We start from the raw sequence: 17461 nt of genomic DNA on the forward strand, positions 1-17461 counted from the left end.
AAATAGGTAGGGTATCCTCTCAAGTAGCCTTTAGTTTATGACTTCAATCCGTAACATTCTCTGTTTAGACAAATCATTCTAAGACAACCTCACATAGCCTCGAACGTGTTTTTATTTATGGCTTTGGCTTTACTAATCCCAATCAATAGTTTTCTGCTTCATAGATAAAGCCTATAAAGCCCTAAGCATATCCTCAAAGCTCTTTTGAAAGGCTATAAGCCCTTCATCTAAAAGCTTTTGTGATAAATTTTGATAATTTATCCCCGCTTTGCTTACCTCCCCCCAAAATGCGTTGCGCTCTTGTGCGCTAATCAGTGATTTTTGTGCTTTGTTTGTGCTATTTTCATAAGCTCTAATCGCCTCAAGCGGTGCAGTATTCACACTATGAGGTAAAATCAAGCTATCAATATAATAGCTTGGTGGTAAATCCCCGCTTTTCACGCCTGTAGAAGCAAAAAGTGTGCGGATAGAATCCACTTTGAAATGCTCAATTTCCCCATAGCAATCCATCGCATTGATAATGCCCATTTTAGCCTGTAAATGCTGCTCTAAATGAGTATCTACCGCCCTATCAAAACGTGAGACAAATACACTAATCACAGCTTGAATGTGTGAGGTTTGTATGCCCTCTTTTAATGCAATGGCACATTCTTTGGCTTGATTTGGTGTGAAAATAAGTGTGGCATTGACATTTATACCCCTTTGTGTAAGAGCATTCATCACTTCATATCCTGCGGGAGTAGCTGGGACTTTAATCATCACATTAGGCATAGCTATGGCATTATAGAGTCTTATGCCCTCATCTATACTTTTAGCAGCATTTTCACTCAAAAATGGGTCGATTTCAATGCTTACAAAACCCTTGCTCTTATCTTTATCCCACAAAGGCTTTAGAATCTCTGCTGCCCTCTTAATATCTGCTATGGCAAGATGCTCATAAATCGCCTTGGGCTTCGCGCCTTTGAGGGCTTGTATAGCTGCTGCATAGGCGGAGGTTTTAAGGCTTTGAGCGAAAATGCTAGGATTGCTTGTCGCTCCTTGTATTGCCCCTGAATCTACCAATGAAACAAATTCCTTTTCTAAAAAATCCTTTTGGATAAAATCACACCATAAGCTAAAATCAAGCGGCATTATTGCTCCTCGTAAATGAAATTTATAATGTAGATTCTATACCTGAAAAGCTTAACTTGCAAATGTGAAGCAAAAGAATAATGCTTGCAACCCATTATGCCAACAAACCTCTTTATTAATGAAATCTTTTAGCACAAAAGAGTAGAAAATGGCTGGTACTCCATATTAATTTTATGATGAAAAGCCTAATTCTTTTGGCAAAATAGACATTTACAGAAGAAGAGGAGATTCACATCAATATCCCATAACCAAAGAGAATCTATCTAAAGTCAATAAAAGGTGACTCAACCAAAAACAATTTTGAGATATAAAGTGGGCTAAGAATTAATAAATCTAAAAAGCTAGTAGCAAGACAATAGACACCATTTGCCATTGATACCTCAAGCCTAAGCAATGCCAAAATAGCAAACCCTAGAATTTATCAACTTTTCATCAATCATTATCTTTGTGAGATGAAAAAGCATAACAAAAGCTTTCTATAAATCTATCCACTTTACTTATTTTGTAATTTAAGATTCCTATTTTTTGCTCTCATAAATAAATGGCACACTTTTGATACCCGCATCTACAACTTTTTGATTGATTTTCATCGTGTCCTTTGTATCAATGTTAAGGTAGTTTGTAGGCACCTTAGAATGCGGGGTATAGACTTCTCTTAGCACACTAAGCTTTTGCTTATTGTCCTTTGCATCAAGCAATCTATCGCGTATCATACTCGCCTTCAGTGGTGAATCTTGCCCCACAAAGCCAACAATCAGCATATACACATCAGAATCTACCAATCGCTTTTCAACACCCTGCAATTCCTTTTGACAGGAGGGGCAATTAGGATCAGAAACAATATAGGTGATTTTTTTCACATTTTTATTGGGGGAATGAAGGATGATGTATTCATCTTTAGCAATTTTTTTAAAAAATGTTTCAAGAGTAGCATTATCAGGCTTAGAGCTGGTGTCTGTCTGCTTAATGAGATTGCTCACAGCTCCCATATCCTCGCTTTTGTCGGCAAAAAATACATTTGAGACACCAATTACCACTTTGCCATCTTTGCTGGCAAAAATGGGTATTTGCATATCGCCTACGGCTATTAGCACGAGCTTCACATCAGGTGTTGAGGTGAGATTTTGGATTTTGATGATCTTTACATCTTGTTTTGCACTTTTTTTCAATGTCTCTTTAAGTGTCTCCTCAAAACTCGCCCCGAAACACAACGTGCTAAAAAGTGCTAAAAAAGCCATATATTGCAAGATTTTTTCAAATTTTTTCATCGCTCTGCCTTTAACAATATGGAATTTAGGCTAAGATTCTATAATATTTTGACAAATACAAAGGTAGATGATGTTAATAGACAATAAGGGTAAAAAAGCAGGGATTCTAAGCTCAAAGCATTATCCTTTTCAAGCCTCATATACAAAGCAATGGCGCAATATGGCGGTATTTTCTCTAGGATCAAATATCCCAAAGGCACACAAGCATAGCATAATGATTTTAGAATCGCTCTTTATGTGGCTAAAGGCACATTCCCGCCTCCATATTTGCGCTACTTCTCCTATATGGCGTAATCCTCCCTTTGGCTTTAAAATGCAAAATGACTTTTATAATGCGATTATGATATGTCAAAGTGATATGGGTCTAAGGGAGATATATAGGCTGATGTTTTATGCGGAACGGCGGTTTGGGCGAGGACGAAAAAGGGCTTTTAAAAACGCCCCTCGCACTCTTGATATAGATTTAATCTATTTTAACACCCTACGTGTGAATCTCTCTCACCTGCAAATCCCACATAAACACTACAAAGAGCGTCCATCGGTAATGCTGCCATTAAGTTTTATGGAATGCTTCTAGGGATTATAACGCTTTGGTAGGCTTATAAAGCAATGTGTAAGGTTGTGTTAAAAACTTAAAGTGTATAATGATAGACTTATTTTATTTGAGGTCAAGGAGGCAGCTATGTCTGGAATCTTAGCAGGGAAAAAGGGGTTAATCGTAGGTGTAGCAAATAACCGCTCTATTGCTTATGGTATCGCCAAAGCGTGTAAGGTACAAGGAGCAGATTTAGCTTTTACATTTTTAAACGAATCCTTAGAGAAAAGAGTGCGCCCTATCGCAGAGGAGTTTGGGGCAAAGGAGCGCGTGTATGAGCTTGATGTGGGTAAAGAGGAGCATTTTAACGCACTTTTTAACGCGATCAAAAAGGATTTGGGAGGACTTGATTTTATCGTGCATTCTGTGGCATTCGCTCCTAAAGATGCGCTAGAAGGGGACTTTATCCAAACGAGCAAACAAGCCTTTAATACCGCTATGGAAATCTCTGTATATTCACTCATCGAACTCTCCCGCACTATGCTTCCCTTGCTTAATCCAAATGCGGCGATTCTCACACTTACCTATCTTGGTAGTGTCAAATATGTAACAAACTACAATGTTATGGGCGTGGCAAAAGCTGCCTTAGAATCTTCTGTGCGCTATCTTGCCTATGACTTGGGAAAACAAGGCATTCGTGTCAATGCTATCTCCGCAGGTCCTATTAAAACCTTAGCTGCAAGTGGAATAAGTGATTTTAATATTATGCTCAAATGGAATGAAGCAAATGCGCCATTGCGTGAGAATGTGAGTATTGACCAGGTAGGAAATGCAGCGATGTATTTGCTCAGTCCTCTTGCAAGTGGCGTTACCGGTGAGGTGCATTATGTCGATGCAGGATATAATATTATGGGTATGTGTGCCACCGAGCAAGTCGATGGCAAAATCACACCGCGTTGGGATATTTTACGCTCTTAAAAAGCAATCATAATATTCGCGAGGTAACTAAGTTGCATAGGTAGAGATTCATTATTATTAGCTCCTAATTCCTTAAATTTATCACTTAGAGGAAAGCTGCCTCGCCCCATTACTTCAAGGCTAACAAAATCACTTAGCACAAAGCCTAATCCTAGATTCACATTTACCCCAAATCCTTTTGTGCTCTCATCATTAAGCTTAAGTGTGCATTATGCACACCCTGTCCGCCAAAGGTATAAAATCGTGGAGCGAATCTATACCCTTCTTCCCAAGTGATACCATAGCTTCTATATGATGGTTTCGCATCACTTTTCAAGAGATTTGAATCTGCGACTTCAACAAGGATACGCGTAAAAAGCTTTTGGCTCGTGTTTATCTGTAAGCCCACCGCGCCGCGTCCACTTAAACCACCTTTCTTGTTATACAAAGTCTCGCCCATATTGCTCCATTTGACATTTGTATCAGCATTTTTAAACCAAGTGGTTTGAGAACCTATACTTCCACCTGCTATGAAGCGGTATTTCTGCTCCTGTGCTCCAAAAGCACAGAATGCAAAAATAAATGTAATAAAAGCAAGAATTTTTTTTATTTTATCTCCTTTAATGATTTAATAAGATTATAAACTCATCAACTTAGCAAACCACAGCTTAATATAAAAATCGCACTTTTTTACCAAAACCTTAGTATAAGTGGAGACCAATCGAATAAATACCATAACATAAATCCTCCTCTTTATTTTAGCATTAAAGCTTAGTGCTAAACATTATTATCAAGGTAGAATCTATCCTGATACCCTCAAATTAAAAGTAAAGACCTAGAGGTATTCCAGCAACAAAAGCCCACATACTACACCTCCTTTTAAAGATTATCTCAAACCAAAACTTTATGATTTGATTGAATAATTATACTATATAATATAATAATTGTTATTATTTTATATATCAATATTTTGAGTAATGTAATTTTGTAACATAATCTTTTTTAAGTCAAATTTGCCTACAATGTGTCTTTTATTTTCATAAAGGATTCACAAACAATGCGTTTTAAAGCACAGCAGAGTCTCCACCTCATCTCACTTGGCTGCACAAAGAATCTTGTAGATTCTGAAGTAATGCTTGGACGATTACAATCTTATGCCCTCACGCAAGAGCTTGAGAGTGCTGATGTAATTATCATTAATACTTGCGGTTTTATAGAATCTGCCAAGCAAGAGAGTATCCAAACTATTCTCCACGCCTCAAGCAATCGCAAAAAGGGTGCATTGCTTGTGGTAAGCGGCTGCCTCTCGCAAAGATATGCTAATGAACTTAAAGCAGAAATACCAGAGATTGATATTATCACAGGCGTGAGCGATTATGACAAAATCGATAATATGATAGCTCAAAGGCGCGGCATAGCGTCTAATAAAGTCTTTTTGGCTGATGAAAACGATAAGCGCGTGATTGTCGGCTCATCTTTTCACGCTTATATTAAACTTAGCGAGGGTTGCAATCAACAATGTAGCTTTTGTGCAATTCCACAATTTAAAGGCAAACTCCATTCACGCACATTGCAATCCACACTCAAAGAATTGACAAATCTCTATAATCAAGGATTTAGAGATTTTAGTTTTATCGCTCAAGATTCTAGCTCATATATGCGTGATTTAGGGCAAAAAGATGGGCTTATACGGCTCATTCAGGCTATTGATAATCTTAACCTTGATATAAGTTGTAGGATTTTTTATCTCTACCCCAGCACGACTTCTTTACAACTCATAGAATCTATTGCTGCCTCAAAGTGCTTTTTACCATATTTTGATATGCCCATTCAGCATATCGCAGATTCTATGCTACGCACGATGAGACGAGGAGCAGATAAAGCGGCACATTTAGAACTATTAAGGGCGATGAGGGCAGTGCCACATAGCTTTATCCGCACAAGCCTTGTGCTTGGACACCCCGGCGAAGATGAAGCGGCATTTACAGAGTTGTGCGAGTTTATAGAATCTTTTGGCTTTGATAGGATTAATCTCTTTGCCTACTCGCCGCAAGAACACACCCTAGCCTATAAGCTACCTAAAGTAAGCGCTAAAATCACAAATACCCGTATAAATGCCCTTAATCGCATTATCAAAGCGCAGCAAAAGGCTCTAAATAAAGCTCTTGTGGGGCAGGAAGTGAATATTATCGTGGAGGGTAAAAGCGAGATAAGCGAGTATTTTTATAGGGCGCGGCTTGTGCTGTGGGGCAGGGATATTGATGGGGAGATTCTCATCAATGATAGCGAGATGTGTGATAAAAGTGGCAATATGCTGCCTTTAAGCGAAGGATATTACCGCGCCAAAGTCACTGCATACAAGCAAAACTTCCTTTTTGGTAAAGTTCTTGCGCATTTAGCGCATATTTCCTAGCAAAAACAGCAAAAAATAAAGACTTTTTAGATATAAGGATAGGCTTATGCACCTTTTATCTTCAATGACGGGGAGGATATTTATGTTTTCGCTACTTCGGCATTTGAGCATTAAAACTCAAATAGTTTCTCTTATGGGCATTCCACTTCTTGCTCTTATCTCTTTTCTCTGCTTGCAGCTTTCACAAACTTTCACATCAATTAACGAGGTTAAGGTGCTGCAAGAGCAAATTCGCATCTCTGAACAAATTTCAGATCTTGTGCACGAAATGCAAAAGGAAAGGGGTTTAAGTGCAGGGTTTGTGGTCTCTCAAGGGAAGCAATTTAGCAATGAGCTTAAAGAGCAGCGCACACGCACAAACAAAGAAATCAAGACATTGCAAGATATGCTATCAAATAGTAGTAATTTAAATGAAGCCTTTCTCACTACTTTGCAGCAAGGCTTAGAATCTATCCTAAAAATAGAACAAACAAGGCAAAAAGCTGATAACGCTATCACCTCACAAGAAAATATCACCCCACAGATAATAGGATACTACACTTCTACCATTGCACTTTTACTTGATGGCATTACAAAATCTGCTAATCTTATCAATAATGCCATTTTAGCTCGAGCTATGATAGCTTATACAAACTTCCTTTATGCAAAGGAGAGGGCTGGGCTAGAGAGAGCCACAATCAATGGTATATTTGCTGCTAATATCCCACCAAGCGATGCGCTTTATGATAAGGCGATTTCTCTTATATCCGAGCAAGAAAGTTTTTTAAAGATTTTTTTATTTATCGCTTCACAGGAAAGCAATAATGTTTATAACAAAGCCATCAAAGATAAAAGCTTTGCTGAAGTGCAAAGAATGCGTGATATTCTCACCCAAAAGCGACATACAGGAGATTTTGGCATTAATGCGAAACATTGGTTTGATACTATTACAGCAAAAATTGATGTGCTAAGAGATATAGAGGACTTTATTGCCACACGCATCAGAAATCTCACACTTGCACAACTTGATTCCTTGAAGGCTACTTTTGAAATATTGCTTGTGGTGTATGGCTTTGTGCTGCTTTTTACTATTGGTTTTAGTGTATTTGTGGTAAAAAATATCCTCACACGTTTAAATAATGTCAATACCAAACTTGCCTATATCACACAAAATAAAGATTTAACAGAGCAGGTAAAGATTCTTGCAAATGATGAAATTTCAAAAATGGCACACTCTGTAAATGCCTTTATCCGCTATATCCACGATGTATTCTTGGAAGTAGTAAAGCTTATCAAAAATAATCTCTCCATCACACAAACTCTTGTAAAAACATCTATCCAACTTGACAACAACACCAAGGATATTGCCAAAATCTCTAAAGATAATACCGAGATAGGCGAAGCAAGTGCAGATATTTTAAAGCAAAATATTACACTTTCAAATGCAACAAAAGAGGCTTTAGATAGTGTATTAAACAATATGGGAGAAACAAAGCACATAATACAATCCGTCAATGAGGAGATTGCTCAAGATGCACAAAAAGAGCACGAAAATGTGCAAAAGATACTCTCTCTTGCTAATGAGGCAAAAAATATTCAAGGAGTGCTTATAGCGATTACTGAGATTGCCGATCAAACCAATCTTTTAGCACTTAATGCAGCTATTGAAGCAGCAAGAGCAGGAGAACACGGACGAGGCTTTGCTGTGGTCGCTGATGAGGTGCGAAAGTTAGCTGAGCGCACACAGCACTCTATTACCGAGACAAGCGGCATTATCCAATCTATTTTGCAATCCATAGATGAAGTTTCTACCGATATGGAAAATAGCTCTAAATCTATGACTCGCCTTACAGAGCAATCTCAAGTGATGCATGCCAATATAGAATCTCTATCTTCATTGGTGCAAGAAGCAATGGAAAAATCTCTACAAAACCTAGAGGGCGCACAAAAAGTAGATGAAAATGCTTCAGCTATCGTGGAAAATGGTATCAAAATCGCCTCGTGCGTGAATCAAATCGTAGAAATTAGTGAAAATATACAAAATCACTCCCAAGCTCTTGGTGAACAAAGCAAAACGCTTGATGAAATGATGAGCACCTTTAAGATATAAGCCTATCATTTGTGCTTTGAGGAATCTCACTTGCCCAAGTAGGATCTTAGGCTTATATAAAATCGTGTGAGTGTATATGCGCTTATGCTCATCTACACTCCTATGTAACTTTTAAGCATAAATCTTCTGCTAAATGGGATAGATTCTTAGACTGATTTCCTCTTAAAAATTATAAACCTAAGTCCTAATGATTTTCAAAAATACTTTCTTAGATTCTATTGTTTCAAAAAATTTGCAATATGTGGCAAAATCGTGCTAAAGTCCGCGCCATTAGGAGCAAACACATCATCACATTTTTTGCGTAAAGGGGTATGCGTAAGCCATTTTTGTGCAAGTTTGCTTACTTCTAATGCGCTCTTTGCGTGAGACATTAGCCCCAAATCAAGCAAAAATCTATCGTGAAAAAGCAAAAGCGAACGTGTAGAAATCACCGGTATACCTAAATAACACGCTTCTAGATTCATTGTCCCACCCCCACCTACTAGCACATCAATAAATGGATAAAATGCCTTTGGCTCTAGCTTATTTCTAAGAATCTTCACATTCTTATATGTGCTAAAGGCAGATTCTAGACTATCGCTCTCATAACGTGGCATAATCAACACATTTGCCATATCACTTAGCAATGGAATACTCTCATAAATAATAGGCAGCTTTTGCTTCACATAATGCGCCTTATACTCCTCCTCCCGCACTAAGATAATGGGTAGTTTAGAATCTAGCCCATACTCACGCACAAATGCTCCCCTTTGCTTAGAATCCCGCTCATAAGAGGGCATATCTTGTAGCCATAATACCACATCGATAAAATCATAAGATATAACTTGCGATGGGAGCAGCCCCACACTCGTATAGCATATCTCTGGCACGATAAAAGGGCGAAACACAAGCGTAGAGAGTGGAATCGTGAGACGGGAGAGAAGAGTAAGCTTCTCTTTGCTAAATACCTCATCAGCTATAGGTGTATCAGCAAAATGCACTATGGGTATGCCTAAGCCAAAGGCACATTGCACCCCATCGACACTAGCACCTGTGATAAAAAGGCGTGGTATTTTGCCTAATTTCTCAAAAAGTGTGAGAAATCCTTTCTGCCGCTCAAGGCGAGATTCAAACTTGCCGAGCTTACTTTCTCCGCCATAGCCACCTATGGCTGTGGCTTGGATATTAAAAAGCCCTAAAAGCCTTGCGCATTCATCATAGCCCTCACTTTTGCGTGTGGTGATAATCACCTCATCAAAGGATTGGAGCTGTGGGATAAGGGATTTGAAAAACATCACATATTTTGGGTCAATAATATCAAGCCAAATCATATTTACCTCTGTGAATCTATCTATATCAAGCTATGGGCGCGAAACAAGGCTCAAGCCCATAAGGCAGGATTAAAATACTGCTGTGTAAAATATTATTGTAGCTTATTTTAGGACAAAAGGGATAGCTTTACTCCTAGCCCGTTTAATGCCATATCTCCTTTAAGATTCCATTTTCCATTCTTGCTGGTCGGGGAGTTTGCTTTGGCTGTCCTTTTTTAATATGTATGCTTTCTGCCATCTTCTGGGCTTGAGAGAAATGTAATCGCATATGCTTTCTATCTTTATAAACACCTATCATTATATAGACATACTCTCCATTATTTGATTGATACAATATATACTGATGTGAGGCAATGCTTTTAAGTGTATGGGGGGGTATTTCTTTGGCATAAGTGGCTACTATATAGTAATATCCCTCTTTAAGGTGAGATGTAAAAGGCAAAGAGCTTTCTTTAATATCTGCTTTTTTATCGGTATGGATTGTGGCATTTAGCTCTGTATCTTTAGAATCTGTAAGAACATCTTTATTCTTTGCGAGATTCTTAGTCTTTTTGTTTGAAGCAGATTGTGCATTTTCTTGCTCATCGTCTGCAAAGAGATTTCGTATAGAGGCGTTCTTATGCTCTTGGGTGAGTTGTGTGGGCTCACTTTTTATTGGAGCATTTTCTTTAGAATCTTTCTCCTGTGTCTTTTTATGCTTAATTTCTACTTTCTTATCTTCTTTATTTGTATATGTTGGGATATTCTTTTGGCTTATGTCTTCTTGTTTGGTTTGCTCTTCTTTGTTGCGAAGAGTTCTTGTAGAGCTGTTGTGACTTGTATTATCTTTATTTGGGGTATTTGAATCTGGTATAATAGGAGCTTGCTGCACAAATACTTCTTTGGCTTTGGCTAAAGCGACGAGCCCTATAGCTCTATCAACTAATGACAACAAAAGAGTCTGATCTACGTGGCGAATCATAGGTTTCATATTGCGTTGAATATGGGTTTGTTTAGTAAGTATTTCTATGGCTTGTTTATCTTTTTTGAGATCTTGATATGCATAGGCACCTATAAGATAGCGATAGAGTATTTCGCCTTTGCTCTCGCTCATATGCACGATATAGGGATATTGGGCAATTTTACTTAATATGCTAGGAGGCATTTGCCCTTTATATGCAGCCACTTGATAATAATATCCCTCTAAGGCTGCATTATACGTTTCTTTTTGCTCATCTGTTTTTTCTTTAGGTTTAAGATTTTCTACATACAAAGCTATATCTCTTATATCTTGATCGGTAAATTTAAAGCGCATAAGGCTTGCGCTCATTGTCCCTTTTGCCCCACCATTATCTCCCATACCTTGCCGATAGCCCAAAAGTATGCTCTCTAATACAGCATAAGGCATACCAGCAATGGGTTCGTGGAGTGCTCCTCCGGGAGGTATGCTTTTCCCTTTACCACCGTGACATTGGGCACAAGCTTTTTTATAGAGTTTGCCCCCATTTTTAAGAGAAGTAATCACGGCTTCATCATAAGTTTTAGACAATAATACTGTGGGGATAAAGCATAAACAAGCAATATATAACATACTTGCTGCACATAATAAAAAAGATTTGGTTGATTTGCATCCACTACTTGGGGTTAAAACCCTCTTGTATGGCTGATAATAAAACATAAAGCACCCCTGCCCCTGATTTTTACCGCATATAACTTAATATGATATTTCAATACAATGCTTCTTGTCTTTTAACTTCATTATGAAGAGACAGACTTAGAATCTTAATAACATATTTAATTATACTTTAAATTATATATTAATTATGTTTAAAATTAAACTATATATTTAAAAATATTCTAAATATATAGTTTAACGATAAGTTTGTAAAATAATCAATAATGTTTAGTCGCAATTTTACCGACATACAGGGACTTAGAGGCATTGCTATAACGTGAGTATTATTGGAGAGAAATGAAAAATCAACTTATTTTTTTATTAAAAAAAGATAAGTAAAGTAAATGAAAATGCTTTTTGTTGCCTATTTTTGGCAAAAGTTACTTTCTAAAACAATAACTCTTTTGTTTTTCTTCCTCTATATAAGACTTAGATATGTAAGTATACTTAGTGCCTTTTAAGGAGGGATATAATCTAAATAAATCCTCTAGTTTTAGTCTATTTGTCATAAATAGCTCACAAGAAAATAATTGTAAACCTTCGATTATGACTGCGCCAAAGCTAAAACTCCTTTAAAATCAAAAAGCGATAGCGGAGGGTTTCTATCTCATGTTTTAAGCGTTTGTTTTCATCAAGGAGTATATCGTGCTGAGTTTGTAGGCTCACAATGTCTTTACTCAGGTAATAAATCGTATTAGAGAGATAGATTTTTGGCACACACAAAAATAGCAGGGCTAAGAAAATGAACATTGCTATTTTTAACTCCTTAAACCCTAAGCTCTTTGTTTCCTTGACATCTACTTCTTTATTTGGGAGATTCTCTAAAAGCGCGTCTTTCTCCCATTCATTCACACGTGAATGTGGCAAGATAATATCGTGCAAAGAGGGTGTTTCATTCATACTTCTCTCCTAAGGCAAAAATACGCAGTTTCGCACTACGTGAGCGTTTATTTTGAGCGATTTCCTCTTTGCTTGGCACAATAGGCTTTTTAGTAAGGATTTCTCCTAAAGCGTGGTTATTGCCACATTCGCATTTATAGCGCTCCTGTGGGCAAATGCAGGATTTACTCCATTGCTTGAAATACTGCTTGATGATTCTATCCTCAAGCGAGTGAAAGGAGATGATACCTACCCTGCAATTATACAACACTCCTTTAACAAACGCATTCTCTATGCTTTGAAGCAAAGTGCGTAATTCTCCTAGCTCATCATTGACCTCAATACGCAGTGCTTGGAATGCTAATGTGGCCGGGTGTAATCCACCCACACGTGGGAAGTGCCTCTCAATCAAGTTACTTAATTCAAGGCAGCTTTCAAAGGGCTGTTTCTGCCTTTGCTCCACAATGAGATGAGCGAGTTTCTTGCTTTGTCTTATTTCTCCATAGATTCTAAAAATCGTCTCTAGCTGCACGAGAGAATAGGTATTAAGCACGTTTTGTGCGCTAAGCGGGGATTGTGAATCCATACGCATATCTAAACTTTTAGAATAAAAGCCAAAGCCCCTATGCTCCTCATCTAGCTGCATAGAGCTTACCCCTATATCGGCGATAATGCCTCTTGTCTGCTTTAGCACATCATCACTTAAGCTTTCAAGCGCGTGTGAAAAAGGGTGATGGTAAAAACAAACACACGAGGCATAATCCTTCAAGCGCTCCTTGGCTAAAGCAATAGCAGAACTATCTCTGTCAAAGGCATATATTTGTGTGTTTGGATTAGATTCTAAAAAGGCAAAGCTATGCCCCCCGAAACCTAGTGTGCAATCTAGCAGCACACCACCCTGCCACTCTAACCCTCTTGTAAGCTCATTTTTTAAGACGGAATAATGCTTTAGCATAGTGATTCTAGCGATTTTTAAGACTTAAAATGATCAAATCGCAAATGATTTTCAAGAATAATTTGATGTTCTCTGTAGGCAGAATTTTTAAGCCCAACAATCATTACAAAATAAATATGCTTGCTTTTTTCATCAAATTCCATTTTAATAGGCAGCTCCACACGTGCAAAGTAAGGCATACTATTTACCCATAGGATAAAATTTTCAATGCTCTGGGTATCTGGGGCATAGCCAATGATTTGATAGCGAGTATCGATGATTTCTTGTTCTTTTGTGCTATTTAATTTTTTTACTTCTACTGCACTGAATTGACTTTGTAATAAATCTTGTAGCTTTGCTTCATCACCCTCATTATACAGGCTTGAGAGAATTTTGTAATACTGGGTAGAGAGTGTTTTAAGCTGTGCTTCTATAGCGAGATAATCTTTATTGACTTGATTGAGGGTTGTTCTTGATTTTTTGGTCTCTAACGCTTGTTTTTTGTATTCAGTAATTTTAGGAAGAAGCATATTAATAATACAAAATCCGCAAATACCAACAAACATACAAAAAAATGCAAGATTCTTAAGCGTACAATCTGTGCGAAAATCACTATCCATTACTGCGCTCCTTGGCTAGTCGGCTTAAGGGGTTTGAGTGAAGGATTTGCCTTGCTTACAGAGACGAAGTTAAACCACCCACTCATAAGCGGATAAAACTCTACTTTTGTCTGTGTAAAAACTGCACGTAATGGGGCTTCTAAAAGAAACTTATACACTTCTTTTGAAGGTGTTAAGCCTTTCATCACAAGCATATTGTAATCTAGCTCTATGCTTTTTGTTGTAATTTGATCAGGAATGAGATTGAGGAGATTAGATAGCCCATCTTTTAGCATTTTGTTTTGTATTTGGATTTTCTCCCCAAGATTGACTTCATAATCAAGCCGCTCTATATAGTCTTTTACTACAATGGCTTTGAGTTTTGTATGCTGGATAGTTTCTTCTATTTGAGCTTTTTCGTTAATTTTCTCAATACTTTGTTTTTCTAGGGCTTGTGCGAAAGCATATATGCAAACCACGGCTAACACTGTGTAAAAAAACCAAATTTTTGTATAACGTTTGAAAATACTTTTAGGTTTAGGACGTATAAAGCTATAAGTCATATCTTATCCTTGATTACCAAGCTCTGCTTTAGCAAGCCTAATAAGTGCTTCAGGGATATTCAGTGGAAGCACTTTCACATCAATCATTAAAGATTGGCGGATATGATCAAGGGCTTGTTTGGTGATACCATAAGTATCAAGAATTACGATAGTTTCTATAAACTGGGCATTGTAGATAGGATTGCTATAAAACTCGCTAATAGAATTTTTGAGAATCTCCGCTGCATTTGAGGCACGTGCTAAATCTCTTAAAGCCTCTAAACGAGACATTTCAGCCTCTTGCTGTTTTTGAGAATCCACTTCATCAGGTGCGAACTCCTTGCGTATAAGCTCTTCGTCTAAATCCTCTAGCTCACCAATTTCATTGAGCTCATCAAGTGAACCAAGTATGGAATCCAACTCACTTAGCTCTTTAAAAGAATGTACCTCTGTCATAGAGCTATTATCATCATCGCTTTGCTCCAACTCTCCACCTATCATAAAAAATCCACCAAAATACACCCCTTTTTTATCAGCTACAAAAAGCGTCATACTCGCCCGTTCCTGCAATACATAGAGCTTAATTTTGTTGCCTAGCTGATTCTTGATGTGTTCATACACAAGCATAAAAGGAGAGAATAACAGATCCAAACCAAGAGCGCGAATAAATTTGACACGATTTTCATCTACTGCGAGATTTTGAATATAAAAAAGCCATTGGTTAGGCATTTCAACAATACGTGATGTTTTAGAATTGACACCAAATTTGATAAGATCGCCCTTTTTAGAGCAATTTGCTAAGCCTTGATTATAAGTCTTACTCATTGCACTAAGATAAGTGAAGGGGTATTTACGTTTATAGCTTTTAATGAGCTTTGCTGCTTCTATGGGCAACTCCTTATCTACGATTTTAAATTCTTTATTGATGGTATTTTTGACTTTATTATTTTTCATCACTACAATTTGAAGCGAGCATACCTTCCCATCGAGATTTACACCAATAAGGATTGTAGAAAAAAATGGACGAAGCAAAAATCTTAGCAAATCAATTCTCCTCGCTCTTTTAGAGTTTTATTAGAATCGAGTAAAACTTCTCTCAATATATAGGAATACACAAGCATTTAAAGTTCCTTTTCTAAGTGTGTGCGCACCAATACTTTTGCATCTTCAACATTCATATTTTTGTCGATTACAAAACCATCAAGCATATAATAATCCACTCGCGAGAATGGCTTAGGGATACGAAACTTATCCCAGCTTTTTAACTCCCAGTATCGACTACATACAACACGTAAAGGAATGATAAGTTTGCCTGTTTTTTGACTCATCGCCACCACACCATCGCCAATAGAATGATAAGGTCCTTTTGGTCCATCAGGTGAGAGGGCTACATCGTAGCCATTATTAAGAAGTCCAAAGGCATCTATTAAAACTTTTAACCCTCCTCTAGAGCTTGAGCCGCGCACATTTTTTAAGCCAAACATAGCGCAGACTTTTGCCATAATACTTGCATCAAAATGATGAGATAGCACAATATAAAAGCCTTTATCGCGCTCTTTGCTTACGTGCTTTTGAAAATACTTATATAAAAAAGGCAGCATAAGCAGCTCCCCGTGCCAAAAAGCCCCAATGAAATTATGTGTTTTTGCATATTCATTGATGTGGAATCTATGTCGTGTCAAGACATATAAAAGTCGCAAGATTCCATACATTAGCGGCGGGAGAATCTTGCTTAAAATGCGTCTTTTTGTCTCTCTACTTAGCATTAGCCGCCCTTATATTAAACTCTAAAGCTTCCTTAAGACTAAGCTCTCTTATAAATTCACCCATTAACGCCCCGCCCTCATTATGTGTAATCTTTGTCTGCACGATAGCCCCGATAGGCAGGGCTTTGCCTATGATTTTAATAAGTTTATTATGGCTTGTGCGCCCCTCGCTAAAGCACTGCATATCATCATCACGGTGATTTTCTACTAGCACTTCATATACACGCCCTTTTTCCTCCTGCGCCTTTTTACGTAAGATGTCTTTATGAAGATTCTGTAATTGCGCTAGACGCTCCTTTGCTACTTCGGGTGGAACTTGCATACTTTTATCATAACTATATGCACTTGTGTACGGACGTGGCGAATATACAAAGCTATATAGCGTATCAAAGCCTACGATTTTTACCACCTCCATTGTATCTGCAAAATCTGCATTGGATTCTGTGGGAAATCCTACGATAATATCCGTGCCTATACCGACATTAGGCAGAAGTGATTTAAGCTTTTCTATCCGTGAGAGATACCATTGCTTATCATATCCACGCTTCATCATTTTAAGAATCCTGCTAGAGCCACTTTGTAAAGGGATATGTATGCCCTTAGCAATTTTAGGATTAGTAGCAAATGCTTCTAAAAATTCATCGTCCATATGTAGCGGGTGAGGCGAGGTAAAGCGAATTCTATACAATCCATCAATCTGGCTTAACTCCTGTAATAAATCAGTAAAGTTTGTCCTAGGGTGAGGGTGGGAAAATCTCACGCCATAATGATTAACATTCTGTCCTAAAAGCAATAGCTCTTTTGCGCCATTTTGCACAAGTTTTTTTGCCTCTGTGAGAAGCAAATCTTTGGGGATAGAGATTTCCCTGCCTCGCGTGAAAGGCACGATACAATAGCTGCATTTTTTATCACAACCAATAGAGATATTAAGCATTGCTTTAATACCCATAGTTTGGGGCGAAGCAAAGACGTATGTGCTATCATCATAGTCAATATCCACTTCCACAGCCTTTGGGCGAGAAAGGACTTGCGTGATTTTAGAGACATTTCTTGCCCCTAGCACAAAATCCACACTCGGGGCTTTTTTAATAATCTCTGCCCCTAGATGGCTCGCGCTGCAACCACACACACCGATTTTTGCACCTTGTTTTTTTTCTTTAGCAAATGCTCCAATTTCTGAAAATAGTTTTTTTTCAGGCTTTTCCCGCACGGAGCAGGTATTAATGAGTATCAAATCTGCCTCTTTGGCATTATTTGTAAGGGTATATTGCAGTTTATCCTGCAATTCAGCAATCATATGTGCTGAATCACGCTCATTCATCGCACAACCCATCGTTTGGATAAATAATTTCATATTCCTTGTAGTCAATATTTTTTCTTTTTT

The 17461-nt window shown here is 37.8% G+C and carries 17 protein-coding genes; 4 read left to right on the forward strand and 13 right to left on the reverse strand.

Annotation, left to right across the window (positions count from 1 at the left end; all coding sequences use genetic code 11):
• Window positions 1-171 precede the first annotated feature (171 nt).
• Both V3I05_RS05195 and V3I05_RS05200 read right to left on the reverse strand, forming a co-directional pair.
• Window positions 172-1131 (reverse strand): transaldolase, encoded by a 960-nt coding sequence (locus V3I05_RS05195; RefSeq protein ID WP_343354233.1) that lies wholly within the window; start codon window positions 1129-1131, stop codon window positions 172-174.
• 518 nt (window positions 1132-1649) lie between these two features.
• Window positions 1650-2399: a protein-disulfide isomerase gene (locus tag V3I05_RS05200; RefSeq protein ID WP_295700360.1), complete on the reverse strand. Its 750-nt coding sequence runs from the start codon at window positions 2397-2399 to the stop codon at window positions 1650-1652.
• Between the two features lie 70 nt (window positions 2400-2469).
• On the opposite strand from V3I05_RS05200, the gene folK reads away from it, so the two are divergent.
• Window positions 2470-2976, forward strand: a complete 507-nt coding sequence (gene folK, locus V3I05_RS05205) for a 2-amino-4-hydroxy-6-hydroxymethyldihydropteridine diphosphokinase (protein WP_295700357.1) — start codon at window positions 2470-2472, stop codon at window positions 2974-2976.
• Window positions 2977-3081: 105 nt separating this feature from the next.
• Window positions 3082-3912, forward strand: coding sequence for an enoyl-ACP reductase FabI (fabI, locus tag V3I05_RS05210; RefSeq protein WP_300450454.1), 831 nt, complete (start codon window positions 3082-3084; stop codon window positions 3910-3912).
• Here fabI and V3I05_RS05215 read toward each other — a convergent pair.
• A complete protein-coding gene (locus V3I05_RS05215; protein WP_300447067.1) occupies window positions 3909-4073 on the reverse strand; it encodes a hypothetical protein in 165 nt (54 codons plus the stop codon). The two genes, fabI and V3I05_RS05215, sit on opposite strands and share 4 nt — an antisense overlap.
• Window positions 4074-4075: 2 nt before the next feature.
• Window positions 4076-4351, reverse strand: coding sequence for a hypothetical protein (locus V3I05_RS05220; RefSeq protein ID WP_300447069.1), 276 nt, complete (start codon window positions 4349-4351; stop codon window positions 4076-4078).
• A gap of 597 nt (window positions 4352-4948) precedes the next feature.
• Between V3I05_RS05220 and rimO the strand changes: the two genes are divergently transcribed.
• Window positions 4949-6304: a 30S ribosomal protein S12 methylthiotransferase RimO gene (gene rimO, locus V3I05_RS05225; RefSeq protein WP_300447071.1), complete on the forward strand. Its 1356-nt coding sequence runs from the start codon at window positions 4949-4951 to the stop codon at window positions 6302-6304.
• Between the two features lie 82 nt (window positions 6305-6386).
• Window positions 6387-8393: a methyl-accepting chemotaxis protein gene (locus tag V3I05_RS05230; RefSeq protein ID WP_343354234.1), complete on the forward strand. Its 2007-nt coding sequence runs from the start codon at window positions 6387-6389 to the stop codon at window positions 8391-8393.
• A 215-nt stretch (window positions 8394-8608) separates the two neighbouring features.
• On the opposite strand, the gene V3I05_RS05235 is transcribed toward V3I05_RS05230, so the two are convergent.
• From V3I05_RS05235 to miaB, 9 genes are all read right to left on the reverse strand, one after another.
• Window positions 8609-9703 (reverse strand): DUF354 domain-containing protein, encoded by a 1095-nt coding sequence (locus V3I05_RS05235; protein WP_343354235.1) that lies wholly within the window; start codon window positions 9701-9703, stop codon window positions 8609-8611.
• Between the two features lie 142 nt (window positions 9704-9845).
• Window positions 9846-11273: a cytochrome c gene (locus V3I05_RS05240; RefSeq protein ID WP_343352869.1), complete on the reverse strand. Its 1428-nt coding sequence runs from the start codon at window positions 11271-11273 to the stop codon at window positions 9846-9848.
• Between the two features lie 645 nt (window positions 11274-11918).
• Window positions 11919-12257 carry a hypothetical protein gene (locus V3I05_RS05245; RefSeq protein ID WP_295700343.1) on the reverse strand — a complete coding sequence of 113 codons (339 nt, stop codon included), beginning with the start codon at window positions 12255-12257 and terminating at the stop codon, window positions 11919-11921.
• Window positions 12250-13191: a 16S rRNA (cytosine(1402)-N(4))-methyltransferase RsmH gene (rsmH, locus tag V3I05_RS05250; protein ID WP_343352872.1), complete on the reverse strand. Its 942-nt coding sequence runs from the start codon at window positions 13189-13191 to the stop codon at window positions 12250-12252. Before rsmH ends, V3I05_RS05245 begins: the two co-directional genes overlap by 8 nt.
• Window positions 13192-13208: 17 nt before the next feature.
• The gene (locus V3I05_RS05255; RefSeq protein WP_343352873.1) at window positions 13209-13790 is read right to left on the reverse strand and encodes a hypothetical protein; all 582 of its coding nucleotides are present in this window, start codon (window positions 13788-13790) and stop codon (window positions 13209-13211) included.
• On the reverse strand, window positions 13790-14332 hold the full coding sequence (locus tag V3I05_RS05260) for a hypothetical protein (protein WP_295700336.1): 543 nt from the start codon (window positions 14330-14332) through the stop codon (window positions 13790-13792). Before V3I05_RS05260 ends, V3I05_RS05255 begins: the two co-directional genes overlap by 1 nt.
• 3 nt (window positions 14333-14335) lie before the next feature.
• Window positions 14336-15355 carry a hypothetical protein gene (locus V3I05_RS05265; RefSeq protein WP_295700334.1) on the reverse strand — a complete coding sequence of 340 codons (1020 nt, stop codon included), beginning with the start codon at window positions 15353-15355 and terminating at the stop codon, window positions 14336-14338.
• A gap of 77 nt (window positions 15356-15432) precedes the next feature.
• A complete protein-coding gene (locus tag V3I05_RS05270; RefSeq protein ID WP_295700331.1) occupies window positions 15433-16077 on the reverse strand; it encodes a lysophospholipid acyltransferase family protein in 645 nt (214 codons plus the stop codon).
• Window positions 16067-17431: a tRNA (N6-isopentenyl adenosine(37)-C2)-methylthiotransferase MiaB gene (miaB, locus tag V3I05_RS05275; RefSeq protein WP_295700328.1), complete on the reverse strand. Its 1365-nt coding sequence runs from the start codon at window positions 17429-17431 to the stop codon at window positions 16067-16069. Before miaB ends, V3I05_RS05270 begins: the two co-directional genes overlap by 11 nt.
• Window positions 17432-17461 lie beyond the last annotated feature (30 nt).

This window comes from Helicobacter mastomyrinus, from assembly GCF_039555295.1.
GTDB classification, from domain to species: domain Bacteria; phylum Campylobacterota; class Campylobacteria; order Campylobacterales; family Helicobacteraceae; genus Helicobacter_C; species Helicobacter_C mastomyrinus.